Source organism: Streptomyces recifensis, from assembly GCF_002154615.1.
In the GTDB taxonomy this organism is placed as follows: Bacteria; Actinomycetota; Actinomycetes; order Streptomycetales; family Streptomycetaceae; genus Streptomyces; species Streptomyces griseoluteus.
Window position 1 is genome coordinate 15,556 of record NZ_MUNH01000158.1, and the last position, 16,678, is coordinate 32,233.

Here is a 16,678-nt window from a genome sequence, read left to right on the forward strand (position 1 = left end):
ATCCGAGGAGCAACGCAGTGAGCAGCAACAGCGGTGACGTACGGCTCTGGGGCGGCCGTTTCGCCGACGGTCCCGCCGAGGCCCTGGCGAAGCTGTCCGCGTCCGTCCACTTCGACTGGCGGCTCGCCCCCTACGACATCGCCGGGTCCCGCGCCCACGCGCGCGTGCTGCACACGGCGGGCCTGCTCACCGAGGACGAGCTGACCCGGATGCTCGCCGGGCTCGACCAGCTGGAAGCCGACGTGGCCTCCGGCGCGTTCGTGGGCACCATCGCCGACGAGGACGTGCACACCGCGCTGGAGCGCGGTCTGCTGGAGCGGCTCGGCCCCGATCTCGGCGGCAAGCTCCGCGCGGGCCGCTCGCGCAACGACCAGGTCGCCACGCTCTTCCGGATGTACCTGCGCGACCACGCCCGGATCATCGGCGGCCTGATCGCGGACCTCCAGGACGCCCTGGTGGGCCTCGCCGAGGCCCACCCGGACGTGGCGATGCCGGGCCGCACCCACCTCCAGCACGCCCAGCCTGTCCTCTTCGCCCACCATGTGCTGGCCCACGTCCAGTCCCTCGGCCGGGACGCCGAGCGGCTGCGCCAGTGGGACGAGCGCACCGCCGTCTCGCCGTACGGCTCGGGCGCGCTCGCCGGTTCCTCCCTCGGCCTGGACCCCGAGGCGGTCGCGCGTGACCTCGGCTTCGAGCGGGGCAGCGCGGGCAACTCCATCGACGGCACGGCCTCGCGGGACTTCGCCGCGGAGTTCGCCTTCATCACCGCGATGATCGGCATCGACCTCTCGCGGATCGCGGAGGAGATCATCATCTGGAACACGAAGGAGTTCTCCTTCGTCACCCTGCACGACGCGTTCTCCACCGGCTCCTCGATCATGCCGCAGAAGAAGAACCCGGACATCGCGGAGCTGGCGCGCGGCAAGTCCGGCCGGCTGATCGGCAACCTCACGGGCCTGCTGGCCACGCTGAAGGCGCTGCCGCTCGCCTACAACCGGGACCTCCAGGAGGACAAGGAGCCCGTCTTCGACTCCTGCGACCAGCTCGAGGTGCTGCTCCCCGCCTTCACCGGCATGATCGCGACCCTCACCGTCCACCGCGAGCGCATGGAGGAACTGGCCCCGGCCGGGTTCTCCCTCGCCACCGACATCGCCGAGTGGCTGGTCCGCCAGGGGGTCCCCTTCCGTGTCGCCCACGAGGTCGCGGGGGAGTGCGTCAAGGTGGCGGAGTCCGAGAACAAGGAACTCGACGCCCTCACCGACGAGCAGTTCGCCAAGATCTCCCCCCACCTCACCCCGGAGGTCCGCACGGTACTGAACGTCAAGGGCGCACTGGCGTCCCGCAGCGGCCGGGGCGGTACGGCGCCGAGCGCGGTGGCGGTGCAACTGGCCGAGGTGAAGCAGGACCTGGCCGCCCAGCACGCATGGGCGAAGGCCGGGAACAGGCTCTTCTAGGGGTGTCTTGTCGATCAGGCCGGATCAGGGAGCGGCGTCTGGTGCCGTGCATCGCAAGGCGGAGGAGGGAGTCGATGCGGAGCATCGGGGACCGACGACAACGTGGCGAGGTGCGGTGCCAGGCGTCGCGAGCCCGGCGTGATCGACAAGACGCCCCTTAGGGGCGCGGGGAACCGCGCGACCAGCCACGGCGCACCCGCAGCCGGTTACGTTGGTCGCGCGCCCCCTGGAGCCGAACGAACGGACCGCCACGATGCCCTTCACCCGTCTCTCCGCCGCCACCACCCCCACCTGCCACCTGGGCCTCGGCCTGGCCGCGGTGGGCCGGCCCGGCTACATCAACCTGAACCGGACCCGCGACCTGGGAGACGACCGGAGCGCCGAAGCGCTGCGAACCCGCACCCACGAACTCCTCGACGCCGCCTACGCCCAAGGGGTCCGCTACTTCGACGCCGCCCGCTCCTACGGCCGCAGCGAGGAGTTCCTCGCGGACTGGCTGAAGGCCCGCCCGGAGGCCGACGACGTGGTGGTGGGCAGCAAGTGGGGCTACACCTACACCGCCGACTGGTCCACCGAGGCCGAGCGGCACGAGGTCAAGGACCACACCCTCGCCACGTACGACCGGCAGCGCGCCGAAACGGCCGGACTGCTCGGCGACCGGCTGGACCTCTACCAGATCCACTCCCTGACCCCCGACAGCCCCGCCCTCGCCGACCGCGAGCTGCACCGAAGGCTCGCCGAAGCGGCCGCGGGCGGTCTCACCATCGGCTTCTCCACCAGCGGCCCCGCACAGGCCGGCACCATCCGGGCCGCCCTGGAGATCACCGTCGACGGGGCTCCCCTCTTCCGTACCGTGCAGTCCACGTACAACGCGCTGGAGACCTCCGCCGGGCCCGCGCTGGCGGAGGCGCACGACGCCGGGCTCACCGTGATCGTCAAGGAGGGCATGGCCAACGGCCGGCTCGCGCCGGAGCACGCGCCGGACGTGCTGCGGGACGTCGCCGAGGAGACCGGTCTCGGCGCCGACGCCGTGGCCCTCGCGCTGGTCCTCTGCCGCCCCTGGGCCGGTGTCGTCCTGTCCGGCGCCGCGACCGTCCCCCAGCTCGGCTCCAACCTCCATGCCGCCGCCGTCGACCTCACCGACGACCAGCGCACCCGCCTCGACACCCTCGCGGAGGACCCGCACACCTACTGGGCGCGGCGCGGCGAGCTGCCCTGGCACTGAGACCCGCCCGCCCGCAGTGAGACACTCGTGTCTCACGCGAGGTATCCTTGTCTCATGGCCCTCGACCGTGACCACGTGCTGCGCTCCGCCGCCGCCCTGCTGACCCGCAAGTCCACCGCGACCATGGACGAGGTCGCGCGCGCCGCCGGGATCAGCCGCGCCACGCTCCACCGCCACTTCGCCGGCCGCGACGCGCTGGTCCGCGCCCTGGAGGCGCTCGGCATCGCGGAGTGCGAGGCGGCGCTCGACCGCGCCCGTCTCGACGAGGGTCCCGCTGCCGACGCCGTACGCCGTCTGGTCCGCGAGATCCAGCCGGCCGCCGGACTGCTCGCCTTCCTCTACGGCGAGAACCAGCTCTGGGAGGGCGAGGGGCAGAACACCGGATGGCTGGGACTGGACACCCGGATCAGCGCCCTCTTCCAGCGCGGCCAGCGTGACGGCGAACTCCGTATCGACCTCACCCCTGGCTGGCTCACCGAAGCCTTCTACGGCCTGATCACCTCGTGCGCCTGGGCCGCGGTGGACGGCCGCGTGGCCCCCCGCGACTTCCCCACGATGGTCGCCGAACTGCTGCTCGGCGGCGCGCTGCGCAGGGCGGAATCATGACCAGCACCCTGCGGCAGCCCGTACCCGTCGAGACCGAGCCGCGTCCCGGCCGCTGGCTGGCGCTCGCGGTGCTGGTCCTCGCCGTCCTGCTCGTCGCCGTCGATGCCACCGTCCTCGGCCTCGCCACCCCCTACATCAGCGAGGACCTGCACCCCTCCGGCACCGAGCTGCTGTGGATCGGGGACGTCTACTCGTTCGTCATCGCCGGACTGCTCGTCTCCATGGGCAGCCTCGGCGACCGCGTCGGCCGCAAGCGCATCCTGCTGTGCGGCGCGGCCGCCTTCGGCGCGATCTCGGTGCTCAACGCCTACGCGAGCACGCCCGGCCTGATGATCCTGGCGCGGGGCCTGCTCGGCGTGGCGGGGGCCACCCTGATGCCCGCGACCCTCGCACTGATCCGCAACCTCTTCCACGACCCGCGCGAGCGCAGCCTCGCCATCGGCATCTGGGGCGCAACCGCCTCCGCCGGCACGGCCGTCGGCCCGATCGTGGGCGGCTTCCTGCTGGAGCACTTCTGGTGGGGCTCGGTGTTCCTGATCAACCTGCCGGTGATGGCGGTCCTGGTCCTGGTCGGCATCCGCACCCTGCCCGAGTCCCGCGACCCGGACCCGGGCCCGTGGGACCTGGCGAGCGTGCTGCTGTCGCTGGTCGGCATGCTCGCGCTGGTCTACGCGGTCAAGGAGGCCGCCACCCACGGCTTCGGCCCGCTCACCCTGGCCACCGGCCTGGTGGGCGCGGCCGCGCTGTACGGCTTCGTCCGGCGCCAGCTCACCCTGCCGGTCCCGCTGCTGGACATGCGGCTGTTCAGGCACCGGGGCTTCAGCGGGGCGGTGCTCGCGGATCTGCTGACCGTGCTCGGGATGTCGGGGCTGGTGTTCTTCCTGTCCCAGTTCCTGCAACTGGTCCAGGGCAGGCACCCGTTCGAGGCTGGTCTCGCCGAACTGCCCGCCGCCGTCGGCGCGGTGGTGGCCGGTCTGGTCGCGGGCCGCGCGGCCCGCCGCTTCTCGGTACGCGCGGTGGTCTCCGGCGGCCTCGCCGCGATCGGCGTCTCCCTCGCCGTCCTGACCACGCTCGACGCCACCACCGGCTACCCTCTGCTCGGCGCCGCCCTGCTCGTCGTCGGCACCGGCGCGGGCTTCTCCTTCACCGTCACCTCCGACGTGATCCTCTCCAGCGTCGACAAGAACCGCGCGGGCGCGGCCTCGGCGGTCTCGGAAACGGCCTACGAACTGGGCGCGGCCCTGGGAATCGCCCTGCTGGGCTCCATCGTCACCGCGGCCTACCGCGACTTCGCGGCCCCGCCGGGCACCCCGGAATCGGCCCATGAGTCCCTGGGCGCGGCGGTGGAAGCATCGGCGAGGATGCCCGCCCCGACGTCGGAGGCGTTGCTGGAAGCGGCCAGAGAGTCGTTCGTGCACGGCCTGCACCTGGCCTCGGGAGCAGGAGCAACGGTCCTGCTGATGACCGCGGTGGCGGCGTGGTTCCTGCTGAAGGGGCAGAGGCTGGAAAACGCAGCCTGACTGTGCCTACTCAGGGGCGCGGGGAACTGCGCGACAAGCCACGACGCACCCGCACCCTGAAAACGGCCGAATCGCCGAAGGCTTACGCGGCCTTGGCCTTCGTGGCGTACATGTCCACGTACTCCTGCCCGGAAAGCCGCATGACCTCGGCCATCACGGAATCCGTGACCGCCCGCAGCACATAGCGATCCCGGTCCATCCCCTCGTACCGGGAGAACTCCATCGGCTCGCCGAAGCGCACGGTGACCTTCCCCGGCCGGGGGAAACCCTTTCCGCCGGGCTGCAGCTTGTCCGTCCCGATCATGGCGAACGGCACCACGGGCGCCCCCGTCATGAGCGTCAGCCGGGCAATTCCCGTGCGCCCCCGGTAAAGCCGCCCGTCGGGAGAACGCGTCCCCTCGGGATAGATGCCGAAGACCTTGCCCTCTTCAAGGACCCGGCGCCCGGTCATCAGCGCCGCCACACCACCGTTCGCGCCGTCCCGGTCCACCGGAATCATGCCGACCCCGGTGAAGAACCAGGCCATGGCCCGCCCCTTGATGCCCTTGCCGGTGACGTACTCGTCCTTGCCGATGAACTGCACCTGCCGCTTGGACACCACCGGCAGCACGATCGAGTCGATGAACGTGAGGTGGTTGCCCGCCAGGATCACCGGGCCCTCACCGGGGATGCGCTCGAGGCCCTCCACCTGGGGGCGGAACATCAGGCGCATGGCCGGCGCGAGCACTGCCTTGATGAGCGCGAAGCGGGACAACGGGTCCTCCAGGCCGAGCGGACGATATGAGTCTGTGCAGGTGAGGACATTACTCGCGGCTACGGGGAAAGCGCACATCGGGCCGCGCGATTCACCGAGGTCTTACGTGTTGTTGACACGGGCTCATCCGCCACGGAACACCCCGCCGTGCCATCGGCCCGCACCCACGTGTTCCCCCCGAGGTCTCCCCTCCGTCATGTCCACGCCCCTACGATCGGCGCGCACCCCAAGAGACACAGCACAGGTCAGACCCATGAAGACCCTCGTAACGACAGCGGGAGACGCGTATGGAAAGCGACCGGACCAACCAGCCCTCGCGCGCGACCGGACGGCGCGCGGTCCTCGGTGCGGCGGTCCTCGGCGCGGGCGGCGCGGTCCTCGGACTGCCCTCCGCCGCCCGGGCGGCGGACACCCGGACGGCCGGGTCCGGCGGACGCGGCCTGAAGAGCCTGCCGGTGCCGACGATCATCGGCCACCGGGGTGCCAGCGGCTACCGCCCCGAACACACCTTCGGCTCCTACGACCTCGCGCTGGAACTCGGCGCCGACATCGTGGAGGCCGGTGACCTGGTGCCCACCAAGGACGGGCATCTCGTGTGCCGTCACGAGCCCGAGATCGGCGGCACCACCGACGTCGCCTCGCACCCGGAGTTCGCCGGCCGCAGGACCACCAAGGTCCTGGACGGCGTCTCCGTCACCGGCTGGTTCACCGAGGACTTCACGCTCGCCGAGCTGAAGACGCTGCGCGCCGTCGAGCGCGTCCCGGCCAACCGCCCGCACAACACCCTCTACAACGGCCGCTGGGAGATCCCCACCTTCGAGGAGGTGCTGAAGTGGCAGGACGCCCGCACCCGTGAGCGCGGCCGCCAGGTGTGGATCTACCCCGAGCTGAAGCACCCCACCTACTTCCGCCGCCTCGGCCTGGACCCGGAGCAGCGGGTGGCCAAGCTGCTGCGCAAGTACGGCAAGGACACCCGGAATTCGCCGGTCGTCCTGCAGTCCTTCGAGCCGACCAGCATCCAGCGGCTCAACCGGATCGTCGACAATCCGCTGGTCGTCCTCCTCGACGCCGCGGGCACCCGCCCGTACGACTTCGTCGCCACCGGTGACCCCCGTACGGTGGCCGACCTGGTCACGCCCAAGGGGCTGCGCGAGATCGCGGGGTACGCCCAGGGCATCGGCCCCACCCTGGACCTGGTCATCCCGAAGAAGCCCGACGGCACCCTGGGCGAACCGACCCGGCTGGTCGCCGACGCGCACAAGGTCGGCCTGATCCTGCACCCGTACACCATGCGCAACGAGAACCCGTTCCTCCCGGCCGAGTTCCGCAAGGGCGGCGACCCGGACGGCTACGGAGACGTGTTCGGCGCGTACCGCACCTACTTCGCGACCGGGATCGACGGCGTCTTCACCGACAACGCCGACACCGGGGTGCTGGCCCGCGCCGACTTCCTGGGCCACTGAGTCCGGGCGGAGCGTCAACACCGGCGCCCCCTGCCCGCTGATCCGGGTGACAGCGCGCCGTCCCGGAAACCCGCCCGCCGGGACGGCGCGTCTCGACGCATATGACCCACGACCTGCTGACCGAGCTGCGCCCGCTCCTCACCGCGGAGGCGTCCGCCGAGGCATATGCCTCCGGGAGCGAACCCGGCGATCTGGAACAGGCCGTCTGGCTCCGCCTGCTGGAGAGGCTGCAGAGCCAGGGGGCGCCCCCGGACCCGTCCGGCTGGCTCCGCGACGCCGTACGCGACGAAGGCCGGCTGAGCCGCCGTACCCACGTCGTGGAGCGGCCCTACGCCGACGAGCCCGCCGACGACACCCGGCCCGGCCCCGAACAGCTCGCCCTCAGCGCGGCCCGGCACCGGGTGGTGCGGGACGCGGTCCGCAGGCTGCCCGGCCGCTGTCCGCGCATCATGGCGGCCCTGCTCTCCCCGCGCGATCTCACCTACCGCGAGATCGCGGGGGAGTTGGGCATCTCACAGGGCAGCCTGGGACCGGAACGCTCCAGATGTCTGGGATGTCTGCGACGAATGCTGGCGGCGGAGGTTGCCAGTGCCGAAGCACGGGGATAGAGGTGGGGGACAACAGTGATCAGGTGAGCGGGAGGCATGCGCACATGGGCATGAGCGTGACCATCGCGGCGGCGGCCGAGCCGGACGCGGAGCAGATCTTCCGGCTCCAGTACCTCTGCTTCCAGAGCGAGGCCGCGCGCTACGGGAACTACCGCATCGACCCGTTGGTGCAGAGCCTGGACCAGGTGCGCGAGGAGGTCGACGCCGACTGCGTCTTCGTCGCCCGGCTCGGGGACGAGGTGGTCGGCTCGGTGCGCGGCCGGCTCACCGAGGACGGCGCGGCGGCCATCGGCATGCTCTGCGTCCACCCCCGTCTCCAGGGCCACGGCATCGGTGCCCGTCTGCTGGGCGCGGCCGAGAAGGCGCTCGCCGAGCAGCGCGGCGCCACCACGTACCGGATGCGCACCGGGCACCGCAGCGAGAGCGGGCTCCGGCTCTGCCGCAAGCTCGGCTACCGCGCCGTGGGCCGCTCGCTGGGCGCCGACGGCGTCGAGATGATCGTCCTGGAGAAGCCGGCCGCCGCCTACGCGGCCACGGCCTGACGTGCTGTGGGGCAGGCGGTCTCAGGCCGCCTGCCGCCGCCGCGCCGCGCGCAGCCAGTACAGCGCGGTCAGGGGCAGCAGGACGGGGATGAAGACGTACCCCATCCCGTAGTCCGACCAGACGGTCGCGTCGGGGAACGCGGACGGCTCGACCAGCGTCCAGGTGCCCACGATCAGCACCCCGGCCAGCTCGGCGGCACAGCACACCACCGCCGCCCGGCGGGCCGCCTCGCCGCCCCGGACCAGGGTGTAGGTGATGAACCCGTACACCACGCCCGCGAGCGCCGACAGCGAGTACGCGAGCGGCGCCCGGTCGAACTCCGTGGCGATCTGGTAGACCGAGCGCGACACGGCGCCGACCACCATCACGCCGTAGAACCAGACCAGCAGCATGCCCGGCCCGCTGATCAGCCGGGCCGGCTTCTCCTCCAGCGCCGTCATGTCAGCCTCCCCAGATGTCAAAGAGCCGTACTTCGAGAACGGCCAGCACCACGCCGCCCGCCGCGACCGTCACCGAACCCCAGCGCGTGCGCTCGGCCAGCGACATGAAGCCCGCCGCCGGGACGCACGCCAGCGCGCCCAGCAGATACGCCACGAAGATCGTGGTGCCCTGGTCCGGCTTCTCGCCCCGCGCCAGCAGCACGATCCCGACGACCAGCTGGACCGCGGCCAGCAGGGACACCACGGCCATGCCGATGAAGTGCCAGTCCTTGGTCGGCTGGTCCCGGTGTGCGGCCCAGCCGCACCAGGCCGCCAGCAGCAGCGCGGCGATCCCGGTCACCAGCGTCAGGGCATTGAGCATGCGGAGACCTTATTACGGCCGAATCGGACGCCCGCCGCCGCCCCCGGTACGGGAGCGGGCGCCGTGGTGTTGGCCACAGCCACACCCGCCCCGCGCGGCCCGGCACCGCCCCTCTGCCATCCGCTCCCGCCCCTTGCCGAGGCGGGTGACCGGGCGCTCACCTGGGACGGTGCGTCTCACCGGCACCATCCACGCCTGTCCAGCATGTGGACATGCCTCTCCGGTTCGCGCGGCCGGTCTGGTTTACTGACCGCATGACCACGACGAGCAGCCGCACCCTTGCGACCGAGGCGACCCACACGCCCGGTGCTCGTTGTATGTGTCGCATGACGTGCCGAATGCGCGCCTTCTAGAGGGCCCCCGCACCACCGACGAGCCTCGCGCCCCGAAGCGAGAGCCATGGCCCGGCCCGGCTCCGGAACACCGGCGTACCGGACCCCGTGCCGTTCGCGCACACGCTGTTCTCCCCGGTTCACTCGCCACCGCGAGAACCGTGCCGCGTCCCTGAAATGCAACCCCATGCACCTTCCCCCAAGCTCTCGGCTCCGCTCGGGCAGGGGGGACCCCCACCGGGCACACCCGCGCCCGGCACTCGACAGTGACGGAAACCCCTGTGATCACCACCTCGGGCCTGACCAAGGTCTACCGCTCGCGCGGCCGTGAGGTCACCGCCCTCGACGGCGTCGACCTCCACGTCCGCGAAGGAGAGGTCTACGGCGTCATCGGCCAGTCCGGCGCCGGAAAGTCCTCCCTGATCCGCTGCGTCAACCTGCTGGAGCGCCCCACCGCCGGCACCGTGACCGTCGCCGGACAGGACCTCACCGCCCTCGCCGGCCGCGGACCGCGCGCCGGCCGGGAACTGCGCCGGGCCCGCAGCCACATCGGCATGGTCTTCCAGCACTTCAACCTGCTGTCCTCGCGCACCGTGCAGGACAACATCGAGCTGCCGCTGGAGATCCTCGGGAAGTCCGGCAAGGAGCGCTCCCGCAAGGCGCTGGAACTGCTCGACCTCGTCGGCCTGGCCGACAAGGCCAAGTCCTACCCGGCCCAGCTCTCCGGCGGCCAGAAGCAGCGCGTCGGTATCGCCCGCGCCCTGGCCGGCGACCCGAAGGTGCTGCTCTCCGACGAGGCCACCAGCGCCCTCGACCCGGAGACCACCCGCTCCATCCTCCAGTTGCTGCGCGACCTGAACCGGCAACTGGGCCTGACCGTCCTGCTGATCACCCACGAGATGGACGTGGTGAAGTCGATCTGCGACTCCGCCGCGCTCATGGAGAGGGGACGCATCGTGGAATCCGGCACCGTCAGCGAACTGCTGGCCACCCCCGGCTCGCAACTGGCCTCCGCCCTGTTCCCGGTCGGTGGCGAGGCCAGTGCGGACGACCGCACCGTCCTCGACATCACCTTCCACGGCGAGGCGGCCACCCAGCCGGTCGTCTCCCAGCTGGCCCGCACCTACAACATCGAGATCTCGATCCTCGGCGCGGCCATCGACACCGTGGGCGGCCTCCAGATCGGCCGGATGCGCATCGAACTGCCCGGTCGCTACGAGGACAACGTGGTGCCGGTCGGCTTCCTGCGCGAGCAGGGTCTCCAGGTCGACGTGGTCGACGCCGAGGGTGAGCCCGTTCTGGTGACGGAGGGTGCGAAGTGACCTGGTCCGAGATACAGCCGCTGCTGTCCCAGGCGTGTTCCGAGACGTTCTCGATGGTGCTCTGGTCCACCCTGATCGCCATCGCCCTCGGCCTGCCGCTGGGCATCCTCCTCGTCCTCACCGAGCGCGGCGGACTGCTCCAGAACGTCGTCGCCAACAAGGTGATCGGCCAGGTCGTGAACGTCGGCCGCTCGATGCCGTTCATCATCCTGATGGTCGCGCTGATGAGCTTCACCCGCTGGGTGACCGGCACCACCATCGGCACCACCGCCGCGATCGTGCCGCTCGCCATCGGCGGCATCCCGTTCTTCGCCCGGCTGGTCGAGACGGCCGTCCGCGAGGTGGACGGCGGACTCGTCGAGGCCGTGCAGGCCATGGGCGGCAACAGCTGGACCATCGTCCGCAAGGTGCTCATCCCCGAGGCACTGCCCTCGCTGATCGCCAGCACCACGACGACGATCATCGCGCTCATCGGCTACTCGGCCATGGCCGGCACGGTCGGCGGCGGCGGACTGGGCGACCTCGCCGTCCGCTACGGCTACCAGCGCTTCGAGACCGGACTGATGTGGATCACCGTCGGCATCCTCGCCGTCGTCATCTCCCTCATCCAGTTCGCCGGTGACTTCGCCGCCCGCTCGCTGCACGGCCGCGGCGGCTCCGGCCCGGCGCCGAAGCTGCGCCTGCTCAAGGCCAAGGAGCCGGCCGCCGCCGACATCTCCAAGGTCGCCTGAGCACCCGCAGGCCCCCTCAGGACTTCCCGGCCACCCAAGTCCGGGTTCGCACCACCTCTTTAAGGAAAGGCACTTTTCGTGCGTAACACCGCCAAGCTCACCACCGCCGTCCTCGCCGCCGGAGCCCTCACCCTCGGTCTCTCCGCCTGCGGCTCCGGAAAGGACTCCGGCTCCACCGACACCAGCGGACCGCTGATCGTCGCCGCGAGCCCCACCCCGCACGCCGAGATCCTCGACTTCGTTCAGAAGAACCTGGCGAAGAAGGCCGGACTCGACCTGCAGGTCAAGGAGTTCACCGACTACATCACGCCGAACACGGCCACCGAGGACGGCTCGGTCGGAGCCAACTACTTCCAGAACCAGCCGTACCTCGACGACTTCAACAAGAAGCGCGGCACCCACATCGTGCCCGTCGTCACGGTTCACCTGGAACCGCTCGGCCTCTACTCCCACAAGGTCAAGAAGGCCGACGACCTCAAGAGCGGTGCGACCGTCGCCGTCCCCAACGACGCCGTCAACGAGGCCCGTGCGCTCAAGCTGCTGGCCGCCGACAAGCTGATCACCCTCAAGGACGGCGTCGGCTCCGAGGCCACCCCCGCCGACATCACCAAGAACCCCAAGAACCTGAAGTTCAAGGAGGTCGAGGCGGCCCAGACCCCGCGCTCCCTGGACGACGTGGACGCGGCGGTCGTCAACGGCAACTACGCCATATCCTCCGGCCTCAAGCCCGCCAAGGACGCCATCTTCCTGGAGTCCGCGAAGAACAGCCCGTACGGCAACTTCCTCGCGGTCAAGAAGGGCAACGAGGACGACCCGCGGGTCAAGAAGCTGGCGAAGCTGCTGACCTCGCCCGAGGTGAAGAAGTTCATCCAGGACAAGTACCAGGGTTCCGTCATCCCCTCGTTCTGATCCCGCTGACCGCACCCGCCAGCCGGACCCCGACCGCTCTCGAGGGGATCGCCCCATGCGCAAGACCACCTGGCTCGCGGCGGCCACCGCCGCGGCCCTGTCGCTCGGCCTCACCGCCTGCGGCTCAGGCTCCGACACCGGCAAGGGAGGTGCCGACGACGGCCCGCTCGTCGTCGGCGTCACCCCCGTCCCCGCCGGCGAAGTGCTGCACCACATCGACGACAAGCTCGCCGCGAAGGCCGGCCTCAAGCTGGAGATCAAGGAGTTCACGGACTACGTCCTGCCGAACACCGCGCTCCAGGAGGGCACGCTCGACGCCAACCTCTACCAGAACCAGCCGTTCCTCGACGACTTCAACAAGTCCAAGGGCACGGACCTGGTCTCGGTGGTGAAGGCGTACCTGCCGCCCATGGGGGTCTACTCCCACAAGGTCAAGGACGTCCGCCGGCTCCCCGACGGCGCCACCGTCGGCGTGCCCAACGACCTCACCAACGAGGCCCGTGCGCTGAAGCTGCTCGCCTCGGCGGGCGTCATCGAGCTGAAGCCCGGCGCGGGCGCCGACGCCTCCCCGGCCGACGTCACCGGCAACCCCAGGCACCTGAAGTTCCAGGAGATGGAGGCCGCCCAGCTTCCGCGCTCCCTGGACGACATGGACGCCGCCGTCATCAACAACAACTTCGCCCAGGACGCGGGCCTCAGCCCCACCAAGGACGCCGTGTACCTGGAGTCCGCGAAGAACAACCCCTACGCCAACCTCCTCGCGGTCAAGAAGGGCAACGAGGACGACCCGCGGGTCAAGAAGCTGGCGAAGCTGCTGACCTCGCCCGAGGTGAGGAAGTTCATCGAGGACAAGTACAAGGGGTCGGTCCTGCCCGTCAGCGGCGACTGAACCGGCGCACCGGGCCCGCCCCCCGCCTCCCGGAAGGGGCGGCAGGGGGCGGGCCCGTGCGTGCGTCCCGGTGCTGTCATGCTGCATGCTGGGCAGTTCAGCGGGGCCCTGACGGACCCTCACGAATCATCGAAGGTTACGGAGCGGCGCATGACTAGCACCTTCCCCAACATCTCCATCTCGACGGAGCGGTTGGGCCTGCGTCCCCTCGACGAGGACGACCTGCCCGCCCTGGCCGAGATGATGAACGACGAGCAGGTGGCCGCCTGGACGGACGTGCCCCAGCCCTTCACCGAGGACGGCGCCCGCCGCTGGATCACCCAGTACGCGCCCGCCGAACGCGCCGCCGGACGCGGCATCGACCTCGCCGTCACCGAGTTCCTCACCCAGCGCCTGGTCGGCGTCGTCCGGCTCGGGAAGACCAACTGGCGCATCCGGTCCACCGAGATGTCGTACATCATCGCCCCCTGGGCGCGCGGCGAGGGCTACGCCTCCGAGGCCGCGCTCGCCACCGCCAAGTGGCTCTTCGGCGACCAGCGCTTCGAGCGCATCGAACTGCGCACCGCCGCCGACAACACCGCCTCCCAGCAGGTGGCCCAGAAGATCGGCTGCATCAGCGAGGGCGTGCTCCGCAACGCCTGCATAGTCCACGTGCGCACCGAGGACGGCACCTGGACCGACATGCGCACCGACTTCATCCTGTGGAGCCTGCTGCCGGAGGACCTGGAGGGCAGCGACGAACAGCTCGCCGACAGCCGGGGCTTCGGCTCGTACGCCCAGTGGAACTGACCCCGCCCCGCCGCCCCGCCGGGCCGGACCACCAGGTAATCTCACCAAGCCCGTACCGGGGCACCGACGACACACCGACACCTGGAGACTGACGACGATGGCCGACCGGGTCACGGTGATCGGCTGGGACGGCTCGCCGCTGACCGAAGCGGCACGCGGTGCCCTCGGCGCCGCCACGCTCGTCGCCGGCGCCCCCCACCACCTGGCGCTCCAGGAGATCCCGGCCACCGCCGAACGCGTCCGCCTGGGCAGCGTCGGCCTGGCCGCCCGCCGGATCGCCGGCCACCGCGGCACCGCCGTCGTGCTCGCCGACGGCGACCCCGGCTTCTTCGGCGTCGTCCGCACCCTGCGCGCACCGGAGTTCGGCCTGGAGGTCGAGGTCGTGCCCGGCGTCTCCTCCGTGGCCGGCGCCTTCGCCCGCGCGGGTATGCCCTGGGACGACGCCCATGTGGTCGTCGCACACCCCCGCACCCTGCGCCGCGCGGTCAATGTGTGCCGCGCCCACAGCAAGGTCGCCGTCCTCACCGCCCCCGGCGCCGGACCCGCCGAACTCGGCCTGCTCCTGGACGGAGTGCACCGCACCTTCGTCGTGTGCGAGGAGATGGGCACCGAGAACGAGCGCGTCAGCGTCCTCACCTCCGACAAGGCCGCCGACCACACCTGGCGCGACCCCAACGTCGTCATCGTCATCGGCGGCCCCCAGACCGCGCTCGTGGGCGACGGCTGGATCGCCGGCCGCGACCCCGGCACGGGCCCGCGCGGCTGGACCCAGCCCGACGAGGTCTACGGCGGCGTCCTCGGCGAGGGCGAGAACGAACTGCTGCGCGCCGCCCAGCTCGCCCGGCTCGGCCCGCGCACCGGCGACCTGGTGTGGGACATCGGCTGCGGCTCCGGCGCCTTCGCCGTGGAAGCCGCCCGGGCCGGTGCCGCCGTGCTCGCCGTCGACGCCGACCCCGAGTCCTGCGCCCGTACCGACGCCGCCGCCCGCCAGTTCGGGGTCCAGCTCCAGATCGTGCGCGGCGAGGCGCCGCACATCCTGGAGAACCTGCCCGAGCCGGACGTCGTACGCGTCGGCGGCGGGGGAGCGGCCGTCGTCTCGGCCGTCGCCGACCGGCGCCCGCAGCGCATCGTCGCCCACGCGGCCACCCGGGACGCCGCCGAACTCATCGGCCGGGACCTCACCGAGCACGGCTACCGCGTCGAGTGCGCCCTCCTCCAGGCCGTCGGCCTCGACACCAAGTCCTGGACGGAGAACGAGCGGAGCGTCGTCTTCCTCCTCGGCGGCGAGCTCCCCCCGCGCGAGACCGCGCGCTGAACCGCCGCCGCTCTTCCGGACCGGTTCGCCCCGTGATCGGTTTGTCGTACCGCGCGCGGTAGGCTGGCCGATCGTTGTACCGCACCGGCGGCCCGGAAGTTCGTTCGTCAATGTCCGGAAAGCTCGCCCGCTTTGGGGCGGTGGGTGAGGTACGGCAAAACCGGAGGACGCGCAACGTGGCGCAGTCCACAACGGGCTGTCGCGTGATCTCGCTGTCACGACGGCCGAACGGCCGCGAGAATGCCACCGAATGGCTTTGTCGCCATTTCCGGCGGGTCGTTCGTGCCGATGCGCACGGACGCTCGTTCTCACTACGGGGCGGTCGGTGCGCCGTTCCGGGTGAGCTGGTCGTAGGAGCACTAAACCGATGGGCGAGGGGTACGCATGACCGACACCGGCCAGGTCCCGGCCGAGGGACAGCCGGAGAGCGCAGGCATGGTGGAGCAGCCGGGCCTCGGGCACGGCGCGTACACCTACCTCGCCGAGGCGCCCGCCGAGGACGAGGACCTGCTGCTGCCGGGCGCTCAGGGCGCGTGGGGCAACGAGCTGCCGCCCCCCGCCCCGGCACCGATCGTCGAGGCCGTCCACCAGCCCGACGCCCACGAGACGGCGGGCCGGGACACCGGCTCCGTCGACCTCGGCGGCGTACGGCTGCCCGAGCAGGGCCCCGGTCCGGTGCAGCCGCCGCGCCGCCCGCTGCACCTCGGCCCGCCGATCCCGGACGCCTCCGCGAGCCCGGTTCGCTCCCTCGCCGACCGCGGCCCCGCCGGTGCGCCGGTACGGACCTTGGCCGGATCGGAGTACCTCGACGTGCAGGCGCTGCCCGACCCGGTCCCGCAGGCCGCCGCGCCTTGGGGCGCGGGACCGGTCGAGGGTGTGGCGCCGGCCGCCGAAACGGTTGTTCCGGAGCATGGCGCTCCTGAGACTGTGGCGCCGGAGCAGGTGGTTCCCGAGGTTGTTGCGGAGCAGGTCGTTCCGGAGCCGGTTGCTCCTGAGGCCGTTGCCCCGGAGGCGGTCCTTGCGGAGGCGGTCGTGCCGGACGCGGTCGCCCCCGAGGCAGTCGTCCCCGACGAGGTCGCCCCGCCGGAGGTGGTCCCGGAAGCGACCCTGCCGGAGGCTGTCCTGCCCGTCGCCGAGAGCGCGCCGGTAGAGCCCGTTGAGGCCGCGGAGGCCGCGCAGGCCGCCGTGGACCGGCTGACCGCTCAGGCCGCGGTCGCCGAGGCCGTCGAGGAGGCGCCGCAGGCCCCCCTCGCGGCGGAGGTCCCCGAGCCCGAGGTGGCCGAGCCGGTGCTGGAGGCCGTGCCCGACGCGGCTCCCGGACACGAGGCCGAGGCGGCCATCGAGGAAGCCCTGGTCGAGGTCGCGGAGGTTGCTGCCGAGGAGGCGCCCGAGGCGGTGGCGGCCCCGGCCGACGAGG

At 71.6% G+C, this 16,678-nt stretch carries 16 protein-coding genes and 1 pseudogene; 14 read left to right on the forward strand and 3 right to left on the reverse strand.

The window, feature by feature from the left end:
* Positions 1 to 17: 17 nt before the first annotated feature.
* The 4 genes from argH (at position 18) to CCN33_RS10345 (ending at position 4,805) form a co-directional block, all read left to right on the forward strand.
* Positions 18 to 1,454 carry an argininosuccinate lyase gene (gene argH, locus CCN33_RS10325; RefSeq protein ID WP_086693351.1) on the forward strand — a complete coding sequence of 479 codons (1,437 nt, stop codon included), beginning with the start codon at positions 18 to 20 and terminating at the stop codon, positions 1,452 to 1,454.
* 253 nt (positions 1,455 to 1,707) lie between these two features.
* On the forward strand, positions 1,708 to 2,679 hold the full coding sequence (locus CCN33_RS10335; protein WP_086693353.1) for an aldo/keto reductase: 972 nt from the start codon (positions 1,708 to 1,710) through the stop codon (positions 2,677 to 2,679).
* A gap of 54 nt (positions 2,680 to 2,733) precedes the next feature.
* The gene (locus CCN33_RS10340; protein WP_086693354.1) at positions 2,734 to 3,285 is read left to right on the forward strand and encodes a TetR/AcrR family transcriptional regulator; all 552 of its coding nucleotides are present in this window, start codon (positions 2,734 to 2,736) and stop codon (positions 3,283 to 3,285) included.
* Positions 3,282 to 4,805, forward strand: coding sequence for an MFS transporter (locus CCN33_RS10345; RefSeq protein WP_086693355.1), 1,524 nt, complete (start codon positions 3,282 to 3,284; stop codon positions 4,803 to 4,805). The genes CCN33_RS10340 and CCN33_RS10345 overlap by 4 nt, the downstream gene beginning before the upstream one ends.
* Before the next feature lie 82 nt (positions 4,806 to 4,887).
* Here the strand turns inward: CCN33_RS10345 and CCN33_RS10350 are convergent, their stop codons facing one another.
* Positions 4,888 to 5,517 carry a lysophospholipid acyltransferase family protein gene (locus CCN33_RS10350; RefSeq protein WP_373310086.1) on the reverse strand — a complete coding sequence of 210 codons (630 nt, stop codon included), beginning with the start codon at positions 5,515 to 5,517 and terminating at the stop codon, positions 4,888 to 4,890.
* Positions 5,518 to 5,846: 329 nt separating this feature from the next.
* Here CCN33_RS10350 and CCN33_RS10355 point away from each other — a divergent pair, with 329 nt between their 5' ends.
* The 3 genes from CCN33_RS10355 to CCN33_RS10365 all read left to right on the forward strand — a co-directional run bounded on the left by CCN33_RS10355 (position 5,847) and on the right by CCN33_RS10365 (position 8,172).
* Positions 5,847 to 7,022, forward strand: coding sequence for a glycerophosphodiester phosphodiesterase (locus CCN33_RS10355; protein WP_086693357.1), 1,176 nt, complete (start codon positions 5,847 to 5,849; stop codon positions 7,020 to 7,022).
* A gap of 101 nt (positions 7,023 to 7,123) precedes the next feature.
* Positions 7,124 to 7,630, forward strand: a complete 507-nt coding sequence (locus CCN33_RS10360; RefSeq protein ID WP_086693358.1) for a sigma-70 family RNA polymerase sigma factor — start codon at positions 7,124 to 7,126, stop codon at positions 7,628 to 7,630.
* Between the two features lie 44 nt (positions 7,631 to 7,674).
* Positions 7,675 to 8,172, forward strand: a complete 498-nt coding sequence (locus tag CCN33_RS10365; protein WP_086693359.1) for a GNAT family N-acetyltransferase — start codon at positions 7,675 to 7,677, stop codon at positions 8,170 to 8,172.
* 21 nt (positions 8,173 to 8,193) lie between these two features.
* On the opposite strand, the gene CCN33_RS10370 is transcribed toward CCN33_RS10365, so the two are convergent.
* Positions 8,194 to 8,613 carry a hypothetical protein gene (locus tag CCN33_RS10370; RefSeq protein ID WP_086693360.1) on the reverse strand — a complete coding sequence of 140 codons (420 nt, stop codon included), beginning with the start codon at positions 8,611 to 8,613 and terminating at the stop codon, positions 8,194 to 8,196.
* Position 8,614: 1 nt separating this feature from the next.
* Positions 8,615 to 8,974: a hypothetical protein gene (locus CCN33_RS10375; protein ID WP_086693361.1), complete on the reverse strand. Its 360-nt coding sequence runs from the start codon at positions 8,972 to 8,974 to the stop codon at positions 8,615 to 8,617.
* 613 nt (positions 8,975 to 9,587) lie between these two features.
* Between CCN33_RS10375 and CCN33_RS10380 the strand changes: the two genes are divergently transcribed.
* The 7 genes and pseudogenes from CCN33_RS10380 to CCN33_RS32480 all read left to right on the forward strand — a co-directional run.
* Entirely contained in the window at positions 9,588 to 10,628 is a 1,041-nt protein-coding gene (locus CCN33_RS10380) for a methionine ABC transporter ATP-binding protein (protein WP_167387819.1), read from the forward strand.
* Positions 10,625 to 11,359, forward strand: a complete 735-nt coding sequence (locus CCN33_RS10385; RefSeq protein WP_086693363.1) for a methionine ABC transporter permease — start codon at positions 10,625 to 10,627, stop codon at positions 11,357 to 11,359. The genes CCN33_RS10380 and CCN33_RS10385 overlap by 4 nt, the downstream gene beginning before the upstream one ends.
* 78 nt (positions 11,360 to 11,437) lie before the next feature.
* Positions 11,438 to 12,268, forward strand: coding sequence for a MetQ/NlpA family ABC transporter substrate-binding protein (locus tag CCN33_RS10390; RefSeq protein WP_086693364.1), 831 nt, complete (start codon positions 11,438 to 11,440; stop codon positions 12,266 to 12,268).
* A gap of 55 nt (positions 12,269 to 12,323) precedes the next feature.
* Positions 12,324 to 13,157 (forward strand): MetQ/NlpA family ABC transporter substrate-binding protein, encoded by an 834-nt coding sequence (locus CCN33_RS10395; protein WP_086693365.1) that lies wholly within the window; start codon positions 12,324 to 12,326, stop codon positions 13,155 to 13,157.
* 150 nt (positions 13,158 to 13,307) lie between these two features.
* Entirely contained in the window at positions 13,308 to 13,946 is a 639-nt protein-coding gene (locus CCN33_RS10400; protein ID WP_167387820.1) for a GNAT family N-acetyltransferase, read from the forward strand.
* Between the two features lie 97 nt (positions 13,947 to 14,043).
* On the forward strand, positions 14,044 to 15,261 hold the full coding sequence (gene cbiE / locus CCN33_RS10405; protein WP_086693367.1) for a precorrin-6y C5,15-methyltransferase (decarboxylating) subunit CbiE: 1,218 nt from the start codon (positions 14,044 to 14,046) through the stop codon (positions 15,259 to 15,261).
* Between the two features lie 384 nt (positions 15,262 to 15,645).
* Positions 15,646 to 16,678 (forward strand): annotated as a pseudogene (locus CCN33_RS32480) (nicotinate-nucleotide--dimethylbenzimidazole phosphoribosyltransferase); the annotation flags it as partial.